At 67.5% G+C, this 17,714-nt stretch carries 17 protein-coding genes; 13 read left to right on the forward strand and 4 right to left on the reverse strand.

What is annotated here, in order from left to right; all coding sequences use genetic code 11:
- The first annotated feature begins 63 nt into the window (after positions 1 to 63).
- From ffh to ACM26W_RS03155, 11 genes are all read left to right on the forward strand, one after another.
- Complete coding sequence (gene ffh / locus ACM26W_RS03105; RefSeq protein WP_416139415.1) at positions 64 to 1,479, forward strand: signal recognition particle protein; 1,416 nt, start codon at positions 64 to 66, stop codon at positions 1,477 to 1,479.
- Between the two features lie 123 nt (positions 1,480 to 1,602).
- Entirely contained in the window at positions 1,603 to 1,851 is a 249-nt protein-coding gene (gene rpsP, locus ACM26W_RS03110; RefSeq protein WP_290905865.1) for a 30S ribosomal protein S16, read from the forward strand.
- 41 nt (positions 1,852 to 1,892) lie between these two features.
- Positions 1,893 to 2,444: a ribosome maturation factor RimM gene (gene rimM / locus ACM26W_RS03115; protein ID WP_416139416.1), complete on the forward strand. Its 552-nt coding sequence runs from the start codon at positions 1,893 to 1,895 to the stop codon at positions 2,442 to 2,444.
- A 43-nt stretch (positions 2,445 to 2,487) separates the two neighbouring features.
- Positions 2,488 to 3,249 carry a tRNA (guanosine(37)-N1)-methyltransferase TrmD gene (gene trmD / locus ACM26W_RS03120; protein WP_416140803.1) on the forward strand — a complete coding sequence of 254 codons (762 nt, stop codon included), beginning with the start codon at positions 2,488 to 2,490 and terminating at the stop codon, positions 3,247 to 3,249.
- Between the two features lie 176 nt (positions 3,250 to 3,425).
- Complete coding sequence (rplS, locus tag ACM26W_RS03125) at positions 3,426 to 3,782, forward strand: 50S ribosomal protein L19 (RefSeq protein WP_416139417.1); 357 nt, start codon at positions 3,426 to 3,428, stop codon at positions 3,780 to 3,782.
- Positions 3,783 to 3,920: 138 nt separating this feature from the next.
- A complete protein-coding gene (gene xerD, locus ACM26W_RS03130; RefSeq protein WP_416139418.1) occupies positions 3,921 to 4,820 on the forward strand; it encodes a site-specific tyrosine recombinase XerD in 900 nt (299 codons plus the stop codon).
- Positions 4,821 to 5,576 carry a DsbC family protein gene (locus tag ACM26W_RS03135; protein ID WP_416139419.1) on the forward strand — a complete coding sequence of 252 codons (756 nt, stop codon included), beginning with the start codon at positions 4,821 to 4,823 and terminating at the stop codon, positions 5,574 to 5,576.
- A gap of 147 nt (positions 5,577 to 5,723) precedes the next feature.
- Positions 5,724 to 7,040 carry a homoserine dehydrogenase gene (locus ACM26W_RS03140; RefSeq protein ID WP_416139420.1) on the forward strand — a complete coding sequence of 439 codons (1,317 nt, stop codon included), beginning with the start codon at positions 5,724 to 5,726 and terminating at the stop codon, positions 7,038 to 7,040.
- A 3-nt stretch (positions 7,041 to 7,043) separates the two neighbouring features.
- The gene (gene thrC, locus ACM26W_RS03145) at positions 7,044 to 8,432 is read left to right on the forward strand and encodes a threonine synthase (RefSeq protein WP_416139421.1); all 1,389 of its coding nucleotides are present in this window, start codon (positions 7,044 to 7,046) and stop codon (positions 8,430 to 8,432) included.
- 11 nt (positions 8,433 to 8,443) lie between these two features.
- Positions 8,444 to 10,246 carry a single-stranded-DNA-specific exonuclease RecJ gene (locus tag ACM26W_RS03150; protein ID WP_416139422.1) on the forward strand — a complete coding sequence of 601 codons (1,803 nt, stop codon included), beginning with the start codon at positions 8,444 to 8,446 and terminating at the stop codon, positions 10,244 to 10,246.
- Positions 10,230 to 10,874, forward strand: coding sequence for a YitT family protein (locus ACM26W_RS03155; RefSeq protein ID WP_416139423.1), 645 nt, complete (start codon positions 10,230 to 10,232; stop codon positions 10,872 to 10,874). Before ACM26W_RS03150 ends, ACM26W_RS03155 begins: the two co-directional genes overlap by 17 nt.
- 13 nt (positions 10,875 to 10,887) lie before the next feature.
- Here ACM26W_RS03155 and ACM26W_RS03160 read toward each other — a convergent pair whose 3' ends face one another.
- Positions 10,888 to 11,490, reverse strand: a complete 603-nt coding sequence (locus ACM26W_RS03160; RefSeq protein WP_416139424.1) for a GspH/FimT family pseudopilin — start codon at positions 11,488 to 11,490, stop codon at positions 10,888 to 10,890.
- 94 nt (positions 11,491 to 11,584) lie between these two features.
- Here ACM26W_RS03160 and thiO point away from each other — a divergent pair, with 94 nt between their 5' ends.
- Positions 11,585 to 12,697, forward strand: coding sequence for a glycine oxidase ThiO (gene thiO / locus ACM26W_RS03165; protein WP_416139425.1), 1,113 nt, complete (start codon positions 11,585 to 11,587; stop codon positions 12,695 to 12,697).
- A gap of 11 nt (positions 12,698 to 12,708) precedes the next feature.
- Here the strand turns inward: thiO and ACM26W_RS03170 are convergent, their stop codons facing one another.
- Entirely contained in the window at positions 12,709 to 12,990 is a 282-nt protein-coding gene (locus ACM26W_RS03170) for a PP0621 family protein (RefSeq protein ID WP_416139426.1), read from the reverse strand.
- A 101-nt stretch (positions 12,991 to 13,091) separates the two neighbouring features.
- On the opposite strand from ACM26W_RS03170, the gene ACM26W_RS03175 reads away from it, so the two are divergent.
- Positions 13,092 to 14,723, forward strand: a complete 1,632-nt coding sequence (locus ACM26W_RS03175) for an NAD+ synthase (RefSeq protein ID WP_416139427.1) — start codon at positions 13,092 to 13,094, stop codon at positions 14,721 to 14,723.
- 75 nt (positions 14,724 to 14,798) lie between these two features.
- On the opposite strand, the gene ACM26W_RS03180 is transcribed toward ACM26W_RS03175, so the two are convergent.
- Together ACM26W_RS03180 and ACM26W_RS03185 are read right to left on the reverse strand one after the other, a co-directional pair.
- Positions 14,799 to 16,667, reverse strand: coding sequence for a diguanylate cyclase domain-containing protein (locus ACM26W_RS03180; RefSeq protein ID WP_416139428.1), 1,869 nt, complete (start codon positions 16,665 to 16,667; stop codon positions 14,799 to 14,801).
- A 117-nt stretch (positions 16,668 to 16,784) separates the two neighbouring features.
- Complete coding sequence (locus tag ACM26W_RS03185) at positions 16,785 to 17,612, reverse strand: outer membrane protein assembly factor BamD (protein WP_416139429.1); 828 nt, start codon at positions 17,610 to 17,612, stop codon at positions 16,785 to 16,787.
- Positions 17,613 to 17,714 lie beyond the last annotated feature (102 nt).

Below are 17,714 nucleotides of genomic sequence, written 5' to 3' on the forward strand. Positions count from 1 at the left end.
AGACTGGCGGCTACTGCGCGTATAATCATCGCCACTTTCGGGCCGTCGTCTCTGGAGAGGCCAATGTTTCAGAATCTCAGCGAGCGTCTTTCGCAGACGCTCAAGTCGATCAAGGGTCAGGCGCGCCTGACCGAAGAGAACATCAAGGATACCCTGCGCGAGGTGCGCCGGGCGCTGCTCGAGGCCGATGTCGCTTTGCCGGTGGTCAAGGATTTCATCGAGCGGGTGCGCGAGCGTGCGGTGGGCCAGGAGGTCTCCAGGAGCCTCTCGCCGGGCCAGCAGTTCGTCAAGATCGTCCAGCAGGAGCTCGAGGCGACCATGGGCGAGGCCAACGAGGGGCTGACCCTCAAGGGCTCGCCTGCGGTGGTGCTGATGGCCGGCCTGCAGGGCGCGGGCAAGACCACCTCCGTGGCCAAGCTGGCGCGCTACCTCAAGCAGCGCGAGAAGAAGAAGGTGCTGGTGGTGTCTGCCGACGTCTATCGTCCGGCGGCCATTGACCAGCTCGAGACCCTGGCCGCCGAGGTGGGCGTCGACTTCTTCCCGTCGCGCTCCGATCAGAAGCCTGTCGACATCGCCGAGGCGGCGATCAAGCATGCGAAGATCCAGTTCCACGATGTACTGATCGTGGATACCGCCGGTCGCCTGGCCATCGACGAGGCGATGATGGCCGAGATCAAGGCGCTGCATCAGGTTGTCTCGCCCCAGGAAACCCTGTTCGTCGTCGACGCCATGACCGGCCAGGACGCGGCGAACACCGCCAAGGCCTTCCATGAGGCGCTGCCGCTGACGGGCGTGATCCTTACCAAGGCCGACGGCGACGCCCGTGGCGGCGCGGCGCTGTCGGTGCGCCACGTCACCGGCAAGCCGATCAAGTTCATGGGCATGGGCGAGAAGGTGGACGCCCTGGAGCCCTTCCACCCGGACCGCATCGCTTCGCGGATCCTCGGCATGGGCGACATGCTGTCGCTGATCGAGGAGGCCGAGCGCACCGTCGACAAGAAGAAGGCGGAGCAGCTGGCCAGGAAGGTCAAGAAGGGCGAGGGTTTCGACCTCGAGGACTTCCGCGACCAGCTCCAGCAGCTCAAGAAGATGGGCGGCATGGGCGGCCTGCTGGGCAAGCTGCCCGGCATGGGGCAAATGGCCGAGATGGCCCAGGGGCCAGGCCCCGAGAAGGAGCTGGGCAAGCTGGAGGCGCTGATCAACTCCATGACCCCCCAGGAGCGCCGCCGCCCGGAGATCATCAACGGCTCGCGCAAGCGGCGCATCGCCACCGGCGCCGGCCTGCAGGTGCCGGACCTCAATCGCCTGCTCAAGCAGCACAAGCAGATGCAGAAGATGATGAAGAAGGCCGGCAAGAAGGGCGGCATGCAGAAGATGATGCGCGGCATGTCCGGCATGATGGGCGGCGGCCCGGGCGGCCCGGGCGGCCCGGGCGGCATGGGGGGAATGGGCGGCCCCGGCGGTTTGCCCCGGCGGTAGGCCCGAAAAAGGTTCCCAAGCGGGGCTGTATTCCGTAGAATGCTGCCTCTTCACTGGCAGGACCGCGAACGTCGCGGCTCTTGTCGTGACCGAATCCAACACAACCGAAGGACTGAATAGGCCATGGTTACCATTCGTCTGGCTCGTGGTGGCGCCAAGAAGCGTCCCTTCTACCACCTGACCGTTACTGATTCCCGCAACTCCCGCGACGGCCGCTTCATCGAGCGCCTGGGCTTCTTCAACCCGATCGCTCGCGGTCAGGAAGAGCGTCTGCGCGTTGATCTCGAGCGCATTGCCCACTGGCAGAGCCAGGGCGCCATGCTCTCCGATCGCGTCGCCGAACTGGTCAAGGAAGCTCGCAAGCAGGCCTGAGCCTGACTTGCCGCCTGCTCTAAAGAATGTCGAGGTCGTCGATGAGCGAACACGCTACTGTGCAGCCCGCTGACGATCATGTGGTGCTGGGCAAGCTGACCAGCCCCTTCGGCGTCAAGGGCTGGCTCAAGGTGTATTCGTACACCAGCCCCATGGAGGGCGTCCTCGACTACCCCGAATGGGCGTTGAGATCCGGCGAGCACCTTGAGCGCCGACGCCTGCTGCAGGGGCGTCGCCACGGCAAGGGCCTGGTCGTTCTGCTCGAGGGGTGTGACACCCGAGAGGACGCCGAGATGCTGGCCGGTGTCGAGATCCTGCTGGCGAAGGCGGAGCTTCCGGAGCTCGGCGCCGGGGAGCTCTACTGGCACCAGCTCGAAGGCCTGCGCGTCGTGACTCGCGAAGGTGTCGTGCTGGGGCGTATCGACCACCTTTTCGAGACCGGCGCCAACGATGTCATGGTCGTGAAGGGTGCGCTGGAGGCCGATGCCATCGACGCCACAGAACGGCTGCTGCCCTATCTGCCCGAGGAGGTTATTCTCGAGGTGGATCTCGAGGGTGGCGTGATGACCGTCGAGTGGGATCCCGACTTCTGATGGTCGAGGGTTCCTGATGGCTGAAGGCTCAGACGAGCAGTCGATGTGGATCGGCGTTGTCTCGCTGTTTCCGGAGATGTTCGAGGCGATTACCCGCCACGGCGTCACCGGGCGGGCAGTGGAGAAGGGTCGCATCGCGCTGGAGTTCTGGAACCCGCGCGACTACGCCAGCGACCGGCATCGTACCGTGGACGACCGCCCCTATGGCGGCGGCCCCGGGATGCTGATGAAGGTCGACACCCTGCGAGCGGCGATCCATGCCGCCCGCGAGCGGGCAGCCCAGGCCACCGGCCAGCGCCCCAGGGTGGTCTACCTGTCGCCCCAGGGACGGCGGCTCGACCAGGCCGGCGTGCAGGAGCTGGCGTCGGGCCCCCCCCTGGTGGTGGTGGCCGGGCGTTATGAAGGCATCGATGAGCGCGTGGTGGAAGCGGACATCGATGAGGAGTGGTCGATCGGTGACTATGTGCTGAGTGGCGGTGAGCTGCCGGCCATGGTGCTGATCGATGCCGCGGCAAGGCTGGTGCCCGGGGTGCTGGGCCATCAGGATTCCGCGGTCGAGGACTCGTTCAATGCCGGGCTGTTGGACTGCCCGCACTACACTCGCCCCGAGGAGATCGACGGGCGCTGTGTGCCGGAGGTCCTGCTCAGCGGCAACCACGGCGCCATCCGGCGCTGGCGGTTGAAGCAGTCCCTGGGGCGCACTTGGCTGCGCCGCGCCGACCTGCTCGAAGGCAAGATGCTGAGCAAGGAGCAGCGGCAGCTGTTGGACGAGTTCATCGAAGAACACGCCCTGTCGACCTGGTAGGCCAGGGCGGAGGTGCAGGACGCGAGCCGCTGAGGGCTGAATCTTCGGATACCCCTCGCCGCGGACCTGCGTCACCCATCATCTCCCGCGCTCTCGAGCTCGCTCGGGCGCCGGGATCACGATTCATCGGCAATCCAAGCCGACGGATGAATCAGGTTATCAAGGAGTCAGTTGTCATGAGTAGCAAGAGCAAGGTGATCCAGGCGCTCGAAACCGAGCAGATGAGCAAGGAAGTTCCGGCCTTCGCCCCCGGCGACACCGTCGTCGTCCAGGTCAAGGTCAAGGAAGGCACCCGTGAGCGTCTCCAGGCCTTCGAAGGCGTGGTGATCGGTAAGCGCAACCGCGGCCTCAACTCCGCCTTCACCGTGCGCAAGATCTCCCACGGCGTCGGCGTCGAGCGTACCTTCCAGACCTACAGCCCGCTGGTCGACTCCATCAGCGTCAAGCGCCGCGGCGACGTGCGCCAGGCCAAGCTGTACTACCTCCGCGAGCGCAGCGGCCGGTCTGCCCGCATCAAGGAAAAGCTGGCCTGAGGCTCCGCCTCGGCCGCTGCTGGGCCGGGCAGCGCCCGGCCCCCTCGAGACCCCGTCACCGCACTCGCGGGGCGGGGTCTCGTGCCATCTGGGTCAGGCATTCTTGCCGCCCGTACTGACAGGCCATCCTGAATCGCCATGACGACGCTCGACGACAGCGCTCGCATCGACGCCTTCCTCGACGCCCTGTGGCTCGAGCAGGGCGTCAGTGAACACACCCTGTCGGCCTATCGGCGCGATCTCTCGGCCTGGATGAGGCGCCTGGCCGAGTGCGACGAGACGCTGCTGGCGTCCTCGCCGGCCGTCCTGCCGGCCTGGCTAGACGAGCGCCGCGAGGCAGGCTACCGGCTCACCAGCAACGCACGGTTGCTCTCGAGCCTGCGGCGTTTCTACCGCTGGGCCCTTGAGTCGGGTCTCATCGAGCGCGATCCGCTGACCGAGGTGCGCCTACCGCGCGTGCGGCCGGCCCTGCCGGGTACCCTGGAGGAGCCCGAGGTGGAGCGGCTGATCGCCGCTCCCGATGTCGCCACCGACCTGGGCCTGCGCGACCGCGCGATGCTGGAAGTGCTTTACGGGGCGGGGCTGCGGGTCTCCGAACTGGTGGGCCTGACCACCGATGCGGTCAACCTGCGCCAGGGCGTGGTACGGGTGCGCGGCAAGGGCGACAAGGATCGCCTGGTGCCGCTGGGTGAGGAGGCGGTAGAGTGGCTGTCACGCTACCTGCGTGGGTCACGGGGCGGCCTGATGCGCGATGCCACCCGGCCGGCGCTCTTCCCGGGGCGGCATGACCGATCCATGACCCGCCAGGCCTTCTGGTACCGTATCAAGGCTCACGCGCGCACTGCGGGGATCGAGCGACCGCTGTCGCCTCACACCCTGCGGCACGCCTTTGCCACCCATCTGTTGAATCATGGGGCCAACCTGCGTGTCGTACAGCTGCTGCTGGGTCACAGCGACCTCTCGACCACGCAGATCTACACCCATGTGGCGCAGGCGCGTCTGGAGCGCCTGCACGCCGACCATCATCCCAGAGGTTGAATGATGAATATCTCTTTCCGGACCCTGCTCAGCGGCCTGCTGGCCACCACCCTGGCCGTTCCGCTGCTGGCCCAGGCCGACTCTCGACAGGGCATGGCCGAACGTCTGGCCGAGCGCTTGGCGGTCAACGGCCAGCCGATGCCGGTGCAGAGCGTGAGCGAGACTCCCGTGGCGGGCTTCTTCGAGGTGCATCTTGAGACCGGTGAGCGTTTCTACAGCGACGCCGAGGGTCGCCATTTCCTGGTCGGTGACCTCTACGAGAACGGCGACCAGGGGCTGGTCAACCTGACCGAGCAAGGGCGCAATGGGGAGCGCGCCGCCCGCCTGGCCGAGGTGCCCGAGGCCGAGCGCGTGATCTTCCGCGGCGCCGGTGAGAGCCGCGCCGAGGTAGTGGTCTTCACCGACACCACCTGCCCTTACTGCCGCCAGCTCCATGAAGAGGTGCCGCGGCTCAACGAGATGGGCATCGAGGTGCACTACCTGGCCTTCCCGCGCACCGGCATGAACGCCCAGGGCGCTCGTACCCTGCAGCAGATCTGGTGCGATGCGAATCCCAGCGAGGCGATGAGCGCCGCCAAGCGCCAGGAGTCGCTTTCCGGGGCCGCCGACTGCGACAATCCGGTCGAGGCACAGTATCATCTGGGCCTGGAGCTCGGCGTCCAGGGCACCCCGGCCATCGTGATGCCGGACGGCCGACTGGTCCCCGGCTATGTGCCGGCGGAGCGCCTGGCCGCCATGCTCGGCATCGAAGGCTGAGGCCCACGAGCCACACACGACAGACACCGGCCCGAGCCGGAGCGGCTGCCGGCCCCCGGGCGGGCCGCCTACGCTGATACACTGCGTCTGGACACCAAGCCGGACACATCGTCTGGACACAAAAGATTTACGAGCAGGAGCGAGACATTGAAACCGGTGAGAGTAGGAATCTGTGGGCTGGGTACCGTCGGCGGCGGTACCTTCAACGTGCTGACACGCAACGCCGACGACATTGCCCGGCGTGCGGGCCGCCCGATCGTCATCGATCAGGTGGCCTACCGCACTCCCAACCCCGACTGCGACCTCACCGGCATTCAGACCACCGCCGATGTCTTCGAGGTAGCCATCAACCCCGATATCGACGTGCTGGTGGAGCTGATCGGCGGCTATGACGTGGCCCGGGAGCTGGTGCTCACCGCCATCCAGAACGGCAAGCATGTGGTTACCGCCAACAAGGCGCTGATCGCCGTGCATGGCAACGAGATCTTCGCGGCTGCCCACGAGGCGGGCGTGATCGTGGCCTTCGAGGCCGCGGTGGCCGGAGGGATCCCGGTGATCAAGTCGCTGCGCGAGGGCCTGGGGGCCAACCGCATCGAGTGGGTGGCCGGCATCATCAACGGCACCGGCAACTACATCCTCACCCACATGCGTGACGAGGGCCGCGCCTTCGAGGACGTGCTGGCCGAGGCCCAGGCGCTGGGGTATGCGGAAGCCGACCCGACCTTCGACGTGGAGGGCATCGACGCCGCCCACAAGCTGACCATCCTCGCCTCCATCGCCTACGGCGTGCCGCTGCAGTTCGAGAAAGCCTTCACCGAGGGCATCTCCCGGGTGACCGCCGAGGACGTGGAGCAGGCCGATAACCTGGGCTACGTGATCAAGCACCTGGGCATCTCCAAGCGCACCGACCAGGGCCTTGAGCTGCGCGTGCATCCGACGCTGATCCCCAAGGAGCGGCTGCTGGCCAATGTGCACGGCGTCAAGAACGCCATTGCCATCATGGGCGATGCGGTTGGACCGACCCTCTACTACGGTGCCGGCGCCGGCGCCGAGCCTACCGCCTCCTCGGTGGTGGCCGACATCCTCGATGTGGCCCGCGACATCTCCACCGACCACCACTATCGGGTGCCCTACCTGGCCTTCAGCGGCATCAGCGAGGACGTCAGCCAGCTGCCGATCATGCCCATGGAGGAGATCATTTCCGCCTACTATCTGCGACTGCTGGCGGTGGACCGCCCCGGCGTGCTGGCGCGGGTGGCGACCATCCTCGCCGAGCAGGGCATCTCCATCGAGGCGCTGATCCAGAAGGAGGCGACCGAGGGCGAGCTGGTGCCGATCATCCTGATGACCCATCGCACGGTCGAGAAGCAGATGAACGAGGCGATCCGCCAGATCGAGGCCATGGCCGATATCGCCGGTCCGGTGATGCGTATTCGCGTCGAATCCCTGGACGAGCAGGAATAAATCATGCGTTATATCAGCACTCGCGGGCAGGCGCCCGCGCTCTCCTTCGAGGAGGTCGTGCTCACCGGCATGGCCAGCGATGGCGGCCTCTATGTACCGGAAACCGTGCCTCAGCTGTCGACGGACGACCTGGCCGCCATGGCGGGCCTGTCGTATGCCGAGATCGCCTTCCGGGTGATGCAGCCCTTCGTCAACGGCGAGATCGACGATGACACCTTCCGCCGGCTCGTGACGGAGGCCTATGCTACCTTCAGCCACGATGCCGTGGTGCCGCTGAACCAGCTCGATGCCAACCACTTCCTGCTCGAGCTGTTCCACGGCCCGACCCTGGCCTTCAAGGACGTGGCCCTGCAGCTGCTCGGCAGACTGCTCGACCACTTCCTGAAGAAGCGCGGCGAGCGCGCGGTGATCATGGGCGCCACCTCCGGTGATACCGGCTCGGCGGCCATCGAGGGCTGCCGGCACTGCGACAACCTCGACATCTTCATCCTGCACCCCTATCAGCGGGTGTCGGAAGTGCAGCGCCGCCAGATGACCTCAGTGCTGGCCGACAACGTCTTCAATGTCGCCATCGAGGGCAACTTCGATGATGCCCAGGCCATGGTCAAGGCGAGCTTCGCCGACCAGTCGTTCCTCAACGGCACCCGCCTGGTGGCGGTGAACTCCATCAACTGGGCGCGCATCATGGCCCAGATCGTCTACTACGTGGCCTCCGCCGTGGCGCTGGGCGCCCCCCACCGCAAGGTGAGCTTTTGCGTGCCTTCGGCCAACTTCGGCAACGTCTTCGCCGGCTATATGGCCTACCGCATGGGCCTGCCGGTGGAGCGCTTCGTGATTGCCACCAACGCCAACGACATCCTGCACCGCACCCTGGCGGACAACGACTTTTCCAAGCAGGAGCTGGTGGCCACCCTGGCGCCCTCCATGGATATCGTAGTGTCGTCCAACTTCGAGCGGCTGCTGTTCGAGGCCTACGAACGTGACGGCGCCGCCGTGGCCGCCTTGCTCGAGCGCTTCCAGGCCGAGCCGACCGCCCTGGCGGACGCGCCCCTGGCCAGGCTGCGCGAGCTCTTCGCCAGCCACAGCGTGGATGACGCCACCCTCCTCGAGGTGATCCGCGAGGCGCACCACCGCACCCAGGAGATCCTCGACCCGCACACCGCCACCGGCTACCGCGCCGCCGAGCGCGAACGCGGCGATGCGAGCGTGCCGATGATCACCCTGGCCACCGCCCACCCGGCCAAGTTCGCCGAGGCGGTGGTCAAGGCGGGCTTCCCGGGCGTGCCGCTGCCGCCGCACATGGACGACCTGCTGGAACGCGAGGAGCGCTACACGGTGCTGCCCGCCGAGCTTTCTGCGGTGCAGCAGTTCGTGGTCGAGAACCGGCGCTAATGGAGGGCGTCTTGAACGCCGTCATCGACCCCATCGATCTGAGTGAACGCCTGAGGCCGCGGATCCTGCCGCGGCCTCGCGATGCCGCGCTCTATGCCCGTGCCCAGCGCGAGGGGCTAAGTGAGCTCCAGGCGCGGGTGCTGGCCGGGCGCCTGGCGGGCTTTACGGGCGAGATCGCACCCTTGGTGAGCCCCAGCCTGCGCCATCTGGCCCATCCCGAACGGCTCGCCGATGGCCGCCGCGCCGCCGAGCGCATCGCCCAGGCGGTGGTCGACGGCGAGCATATCGGCATCCTCACCGACTACGACGTGGATGGCATCACCTCCCATGTGGTGATCCGGCGCACCCTGCACGAGCTGTTCGGTGTGCCGGAGGCGAAGCTGCACAGCCTGATCGGGCACCGCATCTTCGATGGCTACGGCATCAGCCTGCCGCTGGTGGAGCGCACCCTGGCCCTCTCGCCACGGCCCAGCCTGGTGATCACCGCCGACTGCGGCAGCTCAGACGAGCCGCGCATCGCGCGCCTTGCCGCCCAGGGCATCGACGTGGTGGTCAGTGACCACCACGCCCTGCCGGTGGAGGGGCCGCCGTCCTCGGCCCACGCCGTGGTCAACCCGACCCGCGACGACTGCGACTACCCCGACCCGACCATCGCCGGCTGCATGGTGGCCTGGCTGGTCATGTCGCTGGCCCGCGGCGTGCTGATCGAGTGGGGCGTGCTGCCCCAGGCCACCCCCAAGCTCTCCCCCTGGCTCTCCTACGTGGCGCTGGGCACGGTGGCGGACTGCGTCTCGCTGGGGGGAAGCCCCGCCAACCGCGCGGTGGTGACCCACGGCCTGGCGCTGATCAACCGCATGGAGGCCGCCTGCTGGCGGGCCATGGCCGAGCGCCTGGGGGCCGACAGCGTGCCCTTCGATGCCGAGACCCTGGGCTTCCAGATGGGGCCGCGGATCAATGCCCGCTCGCGGCTCGACGATCCCTATGCGGCGCTGCACTTTATGCTCGCCACGGATGACGCCACGGCGACGCGGCACCTGGAGACGCTGGATCAGGATAACCAGTCGCGCAAGGCCATCGAGGCCGACATGGCGGAGGAGGCGAGGGCGCTGGCGCTGCCGGCGCTTACCGCCGACGAGCCGGCCGTGGTGGTCTTTCTCGAGGGAGGCCACCCCGGCGTGCAGGGCATCGTCGCCTCACGGTTGGTGCAGGCCTATGGGCGCCCGGCGCTGGTGCTGACCCCGGCCGCCGCGCCGGGCATGCTCACCGGCTCCGGGCGCTCCATCGAGGGGCTGCACCTGCGTGACGCCCTGCAGCGCACCTTCGAGCTGGCGCCGGATGCCCTGCCGCGCTTCGGTGGCCATCGAGGCGCGGCCGGCGTCGGCGTGCCTGCCGATCGGCTCGCGGCCTTCAGGGTGGCCTTCCTGCAGGCGGTGGCCGAGCAGTTGGGCGGGGCTGAGCTCTACCCGAAGATTCTGACCGATGGCGACCTGGCCCCGCACCAGCTGAGCCTGGCGACCCTGGAGGAGCTGCAGGCGCTGGGGCCCTATGGTCGCGAGTTCGAGGCGCCGCTGTTCCAGGGCGACTTCGTCGTGGAGGCGCTGCGCCCAGTGGGCACCGATGGCACTCATCTGATGCTGGAGCTCTCCATGGGGTCGGTGAGCCACCGGGCGATCTGGTTCCGGGCGCTGACGCCCGGCGAGATGCCCGCCTTCGGCGTCGGCGAGCAGTTGCGCTGCGCCTTCAAGCTCAATCGCAACCGCTGGCGGGGGCGCGAGTCGCTCCAGCTGATGATCGAGCATGCTCACCCCCGATAAGGACGCCATAATGGGCCCTCAGGAGTTGTCCACCGACCCCCATCGCCACTACGAGGACCTGATGGCGATGCTGATCGGCACGCTGTTCGTGGCGCTGGGCATTACCCTCTACACCCAGGCCATGCTGCTGACCGGCAGTACCGCCGGCATGGCATTCCTGCTGCAGTACGCCAGCGGTTGGCCCTTCGGCATCTGGTTCTTCCTGATCAATGTGCCGTTCTACTGGCTGGCCATCCGCCGCATGGGCTGGTCCTTCACCCTGCGTACCTTCGCCGCCATCGGCCTGGTGTCGCTGTTCTCCGAGCTGACCGGCCGCTGGATCAGTATCGAGGGGGTGGCCCCGCTCTATGCCTCGCTGATGGGAGGCTGTCTGGTGGGTATCGGCATGCTGATCCTGTTTCGTCATCGGGCCAGCCTCGGCGGGGTCAACATCCTGGTGCTCTACCTGCAGGACCGCTACGGCTGGCGCGCCGGCTTCGTGCAGTTGGGCATCGATGGCGCCATCATGCTGGTGGCGCTGGCCCTGCTGCCCGTGGACCGGGTGGGGCTTTCGGTGCTGGGTGCCGTGGCCCTCAACCTGATCATCGCGCTCAACCACAAGCCCGGGCGCTACATGGGCGTCAGCTGAGTCGCGACCTGGCTCAGCACTGGGCCGGGCCGTCGACCTCGTCATCGCCGACCCTGACGCGCCCCATGTTGTTGACGATGATCTTGACGCCATCGCCATGGCGGCCGCAGATGGTGAAGGTGCCGTTGTGGCCGCGGCTCCAGCCGGTGGACTGGTAACGCATCGGGTAGCTGCGGTTGAAGGTGATGGTCGGCCCGCGGCTGGGCTCGAGCACCTTGAGCACCGTGACGTCGTCCAGCTTTCCCTCCTCGGCCCGGCCGTCGAGGATGGCGATGGGCAGTGACCAGTCCTGCTTCTCGCACTCGGTGGCCTCGGGGCTGTCGACGGGGCAGACGGCGATCACATGGCGACGGGTGACGGCGGTATTGCGGGCCAGGGCCAGGGCGGTCTTGATGCGCATCACCTCGGCGGCCACCTCGTTGCGGGCGGTGAACTGCTGAAAGCCCGGAATGGCCGTGGTAAAGAGTACAAGCAGCACGGCGATGGCCACGATCAGCTCGATCAGCGTCAGGCCGTGCTGGTGGAGGGCGGGCCTGGGCGGCGCGGGGCGCCTTGCCTGGCGACCGCTTGAATCGACAAGCTGACGGACGGTGCGGCGAGGCGTGACGGCGCGCATGGTGCCCTCCCGGAGTGGACTCCTGACCCTTGGGTGGTCTCTTCACCCTAGTAAAGCGCCGCCACTCCTCTGTCAGCTAAAACGGACAATACCTGTGAGTGAATTCCTAGTCGTGGGTGGGGGCGTCATCGGCATGATGACGACGCTGCAACTGGCCGATGCGGGCCACTCGGTCACCCTGGTCGAGCGCGGACGCTGCGGCCAGGAGGCTTCCTGGGCGGGCGGCGGGATCGTGTCGCCGCTCTATCCCTGGCGCTACGGCCCGGCTGTTTCGCGGCTCTCGAGATGGTCGGAAGGGTTCTATCCCGAGCTGGCGCAGCGCCTGCAGGAGGAGACCGGGATCGACCCGGAGTACCGCCAGAAGGGACTGCTCTACCTGCGCGTGGATGACGAGGCCAGTGCCCTGGCCTGGGCACGCGAGGTGGACAAGCCGCTGGAGCGCGTCGACGCCGACTTTCTCTACGCCCGGGAGCCCCAGGCGGCGTCGGGCTTCAGGGAGGCGCTATGGATGCCGACGCTGGGCAGCATTCGCAATCCGCGGCTGGTGCGGTCGCTGAGGACACGGCTGGCGGCGATGCCCCGGGTCACCCTGCGCGAGGGGGGAGAGGTAACGGGATTCGAGGTGGCCGGCGGTCGGGTGCTGGCGGTGCAGACAGACACTGGCCCGATCGTCGGCGGCCAGGTGATCGTCTGTGGCGGCGCCTGGGCCGCGGGCCTGCTGGAGAAGGTGGGCATTTCCTTGCCGGTGCGCCCGGTGAAGGGACAGATGATCCTCTTCAAGGCGCCGCCTGGGCTGGTGCAGCGAGTGGTGTTATTGGACGGCCGCTACGTGATTCCCCGCGCCGATGGACGCGTGCTAGCGGGCTCCACCCTGGAGGAGTGCGGCTTCGACAAGACCCCCGACGCCGAGGCGCGGGAGTCGCTGTGGGCAAGCGCCACGGCGATCATTCCGGCCCTGGCCGACTGCGAGGTGGAGCACCACTGGGCGGGGCTGCGCCCGGGCTCGCCGGACGGGGTGCCCTTCATCGGGGTGGTGCCGGGGATCGACAACCTCCACGTCAATGCCGGCCATTACCGCAATGGCCTGGTGCTGGCGCCGGCCTCGACGCGGCTGTTGGTGGATCAGTTGCTGGGTCGCGAGCCGATCCTCGACCCGGCGCCCTACCGCCTGGAGCAGCGGCTGCAGGAAGCGCCCGGCCAGTCTTGAGCCGCTCGGCGCTACTCCTTCTCTTTCGGGTCCTGCTCCTTATGTTCCTGCAGGTAACGATCGAGGTGGGCGCTGGAGCAGAACCACTCGCCCTGCTCGCGCATGGCGTCGCTCTCGGGGACGTGCACCTTGCACCAGCTGCAGCGCACCATCTGGCCGCCCTCCTGGCGCGTGTCGTCGCTCTCCAGCAACTCCTCGCGGTCGAGCTTCCACTCTCGGTACATGCGGTAGAGCTTGAGGCCGGCGAAGAACAGCACGGCGAAGATGATCAGGCGGATGATCAAGAGGTTCATTCCAGTCGGGACTCCCAGGTGGGGGCGGGATGGCTTTGCCAGTCGGCTGCCCTTGCGGGACAATGGGTGTATCCGTCGATTCTCGAGAGATTTCCAAGCCCATGCAAGACCTGACGCTGGTGATGGCTCAGCTGGACCCGCTGGTCGGGGATATTCCCGGCAACTCCGATCGCGCCATCGAGGCGGTACGCGAGGCGCGTATCGAGCATGGTGCCGACATCGTGGTGCTCCCCGAACTCTTCCTGACCGGCTATCCGCCGGAGGACCTCTTGCTGCGCCCCTCCATGGAGACACGCCTGCGGGAGGCCCGCACGCGCATGGCCGAAAAGGTGGTGCGCGACGTGCTGGTGATCGTCGGCTACCCGGGGCGCCGCGAGGGCCAGACCTGGAACCTGGCCGGCGCACTCTACAACGGCGAGTGGCTGGGCGAGTATGCCAAGCAAGCGCTGCCCAACTACCAGGTGTTCGACGAGCAGCGCTACTTTTCTGCCGGCAGTGAGCCGCTGGTGCTCGATCACAAGGGGCTCAAGCTGGGCCTTCTGATCTGCGAGGACCTGTGGGATGAGGCGCCGGCGCACCAGGCCAAGGCGGCCGGCGCCCAGCTGCTGGTCAGCCTCAACGCCTCGCCCTTCCACCAGGACAAGCCCGCCGAGCGGCTGCGCCTGCTCGAGGAGCGGGCCGCCGAGGTGGCGTTGCCCATCGTCTACGTCAACATGATCGGCGGCCAGGATGAACTGGTGTTCGACGGCGGCTCCGCCTGCGTGGATGCCGCCGGCGAGTTGCAGGTGCAGGCCCCCCACTGGCAGGTGGGGCTGATGCCGGTACAGCTGGTCAAGGAGAAGGGCAGGTGGGTGCCCCGGCCGGGCGAGACCGAGCCCGAGGTCGAGCCCGAGGAGAACCTCTACTGCGCCCTGGTCACCGGGCTGCGCGACTACGTCAACAAGAGCGGCTTCGAGGGGGTGGTGCTGGGCCTCTCCGGGGGCATTGACTCGGCGCTGTCGCTGGCTATCGCCGTGGATGCGCTGGGTCCCCAGCGGGTGCACGCGGTGATGATGCCCTACCACTACACCGCGGACATCTCGAAGGAGGACGCCGCCGAGCAGGCCGAGCTGCTTGGTGTCCACTTTGATGTGCTGCCCATCGAGCCCATGGTGGAGGCCTTCATGGGGACGCTGGCCGGGGTCTTCGAGGGCACCGAACGCGACACCACCGAGGAGAACCTGCAGTCGCGCTGCCGCGGCGTGCTGCTGATGGCGATCTCCAACAAGAAGGGCCTGATGGTGCTGACCACCGGCAACAAGAGCGAGATGGCGGTGGGCTACGCCACCCTCTACGGCGACATGGTGGGCGGCTACAACGCCATCAAGGACGTCTACAAGACCTGGGTCTACCGCCTGGCCCGCTGGCGCAATACCCAGTCGCCGGCGATTCCCGAGCGGGTGATCGAGCGCCCGCCCTCCGCCGAGCTGGCGCCCGACCAGCAGGACAGCGACTCGCTGCCCGACTACGACGTGCTCGATGCCATCCTGGTGTGCTACATCGAGGGCGACATGAGCGCCGAGGCGATCATCGAGGCCGGCTTCGACCGCGACGACGTCTACCAGGTGGTCCGGCTGGTCGACCGCTGCGAGTACAAGCGCCGCCAGGCGCCGGTGGGGGTGCGCGTCACCCGCCGCGGCTTCGGCCGTGATCGCCGCTACCCCATCGTCAACGGCTGGCAGCCCGGCGAGTAGTCTCCGACGCTGCAAGGCGGGCCACCAGAACGCCACCTCCCCCGCGGGAGGTGGCGTTCTGTCTTGATGCCCGGCTCAGGGGGAAGCGTCGCCGCGCAGCGCCAGGTCCCGCGTGCGATCGTGCAGGCGCCAGGTGCTTCGGCCGGCATCCTTGGCCCGGTACATGGCCACATCGGCGGCCTTGAGCAGCGCCTCGCCATCATCGCCGTTTCCGGGATAGAGGGCGACGCCCACGGAGGCGCCGATATGGACCGTCTCACCGGCCACCATGAAGGGGTCAAGCAGCGCCTTGACGATGCCGTCGGCCACCCTGGCGGCATGCACCGGCTGGCTGAGGCCCTCCAGCACCACCACGAATTCGTCCCCGCTCAGCCGCGCCAGGGTGTCCCGTTCGCGCAGGCGGCCTCTCAGCCGCCTGGCGACCTGCTTGAGCAGTTCGTCGCCGGATTGGTGGCCCAGGGTGTCGTTGACCCGCTTGAAGTTGTCCAGGTCAAGGAACAGCACCGCCAGGAGGTGGTCGCCTTGCCCCGTGTGGTGGATGGCGCGGGTCAGGCGTTCATAGAGCAGGGTGCGATTGGGCAGGCCGGTCAGTTCGTCGTGCAGCGCCTGATGACGGATTTCCTCCTCGGCGGCCTTCTGCTCGGAGATATCGTTGAAGATGTGGATATGCCGCAGCAGGGCGCCGTCCGTGTCGCGCACGGCGCTGATTGTCTGTAGCGCCACGAGCGTATCGTCATTGGCACAGCGGTAGCGCATCTCCCCCTGCCAGACACCCTTGCGGCCGAGTGTCTCCAGCACCGCCTGGACGGCCCTCTCCAGGTTGTCCTGGGGGGACAGCAGATCGGTCAAGGGCCGTCCGATCAGCGGTGGGGAAGGGTGGCCGGTCAGCTGGGTGAAGGCCGGGTTGACCTCCACGATGGCATGGTGCTGATCGGTGATCAGGATCGCCTCGCGGGCCTGGCGAAAGACGCTGGCCGCCAGGCGCAGCTCCTGCTCCGAGTACTCGAGGCGGCGGGCCTGGCTGGCCACCCGAGCCAGCAGGGGGTGAAGGACGCGGCTGACCAGCAGCGCCCCTCCGACGGTGAGCAGAAGGACAGCCAGCGCCGGCCACAGCAGCACCGTGAGGGCCTCATCACGGAAACGCTGGGCTGGAATGCTGACGAGCAGCTGCCAGTTCTGATCGCCCAGTGGGGTCTCGAAGGTTACATGGGTCCTGCGGCCGGTCTCGCCCGGCGGATCGACGGCGGTCAGGGCGGGCCCGGACTCCTCGAGCCTCAGGTCGTGGCGTCCGTTGGACTCGCGCAGGACCATGGTGGCGTCCTTGCCCAGCCGCTCGGTGTTGGCCAGCAGTGACAGCAGCGGATCGGCGTGAAAGAACACCACATCGCGCCCGATACGCTGGTCTTCGTCAACGACGATGGGCGCGCAGGCCTGCACCAGCATCTCGTTGTCATCCGTGACATGCAGGCGACAGGGGTAGTCGTTGCCGGCACTGGCGGTCACCTCGATGGGAGGGCCGTCGGGCACCAGGCCGAGGCGCGCCACCACTTCGTTGTCGGGGCCGAAGCGAACGAGTCCGGCCACCTCCGGTGCCTGGCCCATGGCGTCGGTGAGTCGGGGAGTGCTGTAGTCGGAGAGAGCTTCCAGTGAGAGTTCGCCACGGGCGTAGGCCTCCAGGCGGTGGCGAATCTCGGTGCGGCTGGTGAACTGGTTCGCCACGTCCTGGTAGCGCCTCAGCTGATGGTGCAGAGCCTCCGCGTGCGCCTCGGCACTTAGCCGGGTGATCGACTCCAGGCTGTCACGGGAGGCGAAATAGAAAGGCAGTGCGGTGGCCAGGCCGGCCAGCAGTGCCGTGATCAGGATGCCCAGAGCCGCCAGGATACTGACCTTTCGATGCAGTCGCTGGATGTGCCGGGATGGCTGAGAAGAGAAACTGGTGGGCATCGGGTGGCCTGCGGTCGCCGCGCGTTCTCCTCAGGATATCTAGCGGGCGGGCTTTCGGCATCGTCTGTAGGTACAAGATGCCCCGCCAGCGAGGCTGGCGGGGCATGAGGGTCGAGATCAGGCCGACAGCGACTGGGCGCGTACGTGCCGGGGTTCGAAGGTACGGCCGCGCAGCTGTTGGTGGCGCGGAGCGTTCTCGATCAGTACCTCGAGCACCTCGCGAGCGCGGTCGCGCATCTCCAGGCCCAGGTAGCCCTCGATCATCACCGCCAGAGCATCGCGGGACGCCTCGGTCTCGGGATAGTTCTCGATCACCCAGCGGCCACGCTCCACGGCGGCCAGGTAGGCGCCGCGGCGTAGATAGTAGTCGGCCACGTGCAGTTCGTGGCGGGACATCAGGTTGCGCAGGTAGACGATGCGCTGCTGGGCGTCCGGGGCGTACTGACTGTTGGGATAGAGGCGCACCAGTTCACTGAAGTCGGTGTAGGCGTCGCGGGAGGCGCCCAGGTCACGCTTGGAGATATCGATCAGCTTCAGACGCTCGAGGCTGAAACGCCCCGCCTGCCAGGAGGCCAGGCCGCGCATGTAGAGCGCATAGTCGGCCTGGGGATGGCTTGGGTGCAGGCGAATGAAGCGGCTGGACGCGGCCCGGGCGGCTTCCCAGTCACCGCTCTCGTGGTACGCGTAGATCAGCTCCAGCTGTGCCTGTTCGGCGTGGTTGCCGAAGGGGAAGCGGGTGTCCAGGGCCTCGAGCCGGGTAATGGCGGCGGTGAAGTTGCGCCGCTCCAGAGAGCTGCGCGCCTCTTCGTAGAGTTCGCGCTCGGCAACGCCGGCGAACTCATCCTCTTCTTCTGCTTCGGTGGCGCCGCTGCTGGCGCAGCCCACCAGCAGGCCGGAGGCCAGCAGCAGGGCCGCTAGACGGGCGGTAGGGCGTAAAACGCGCATCGTGATCCTCGTGGCAAACAACGCGGACGGGCCGTGATAGAATCGGCCTAAACCCGCTCACTATAAAGCACTGCGCGGCAAAACGCAGTCACCGCGCGGTGC

This window comes from Halomonas sp. HK25 (genome assembly GCF_047795635.1).
Lineage (GTDB): Bacteria > Pseudomonadota > Gammaproteobacteria > Pseudomonadales > Halomonadaceae > Halomonas.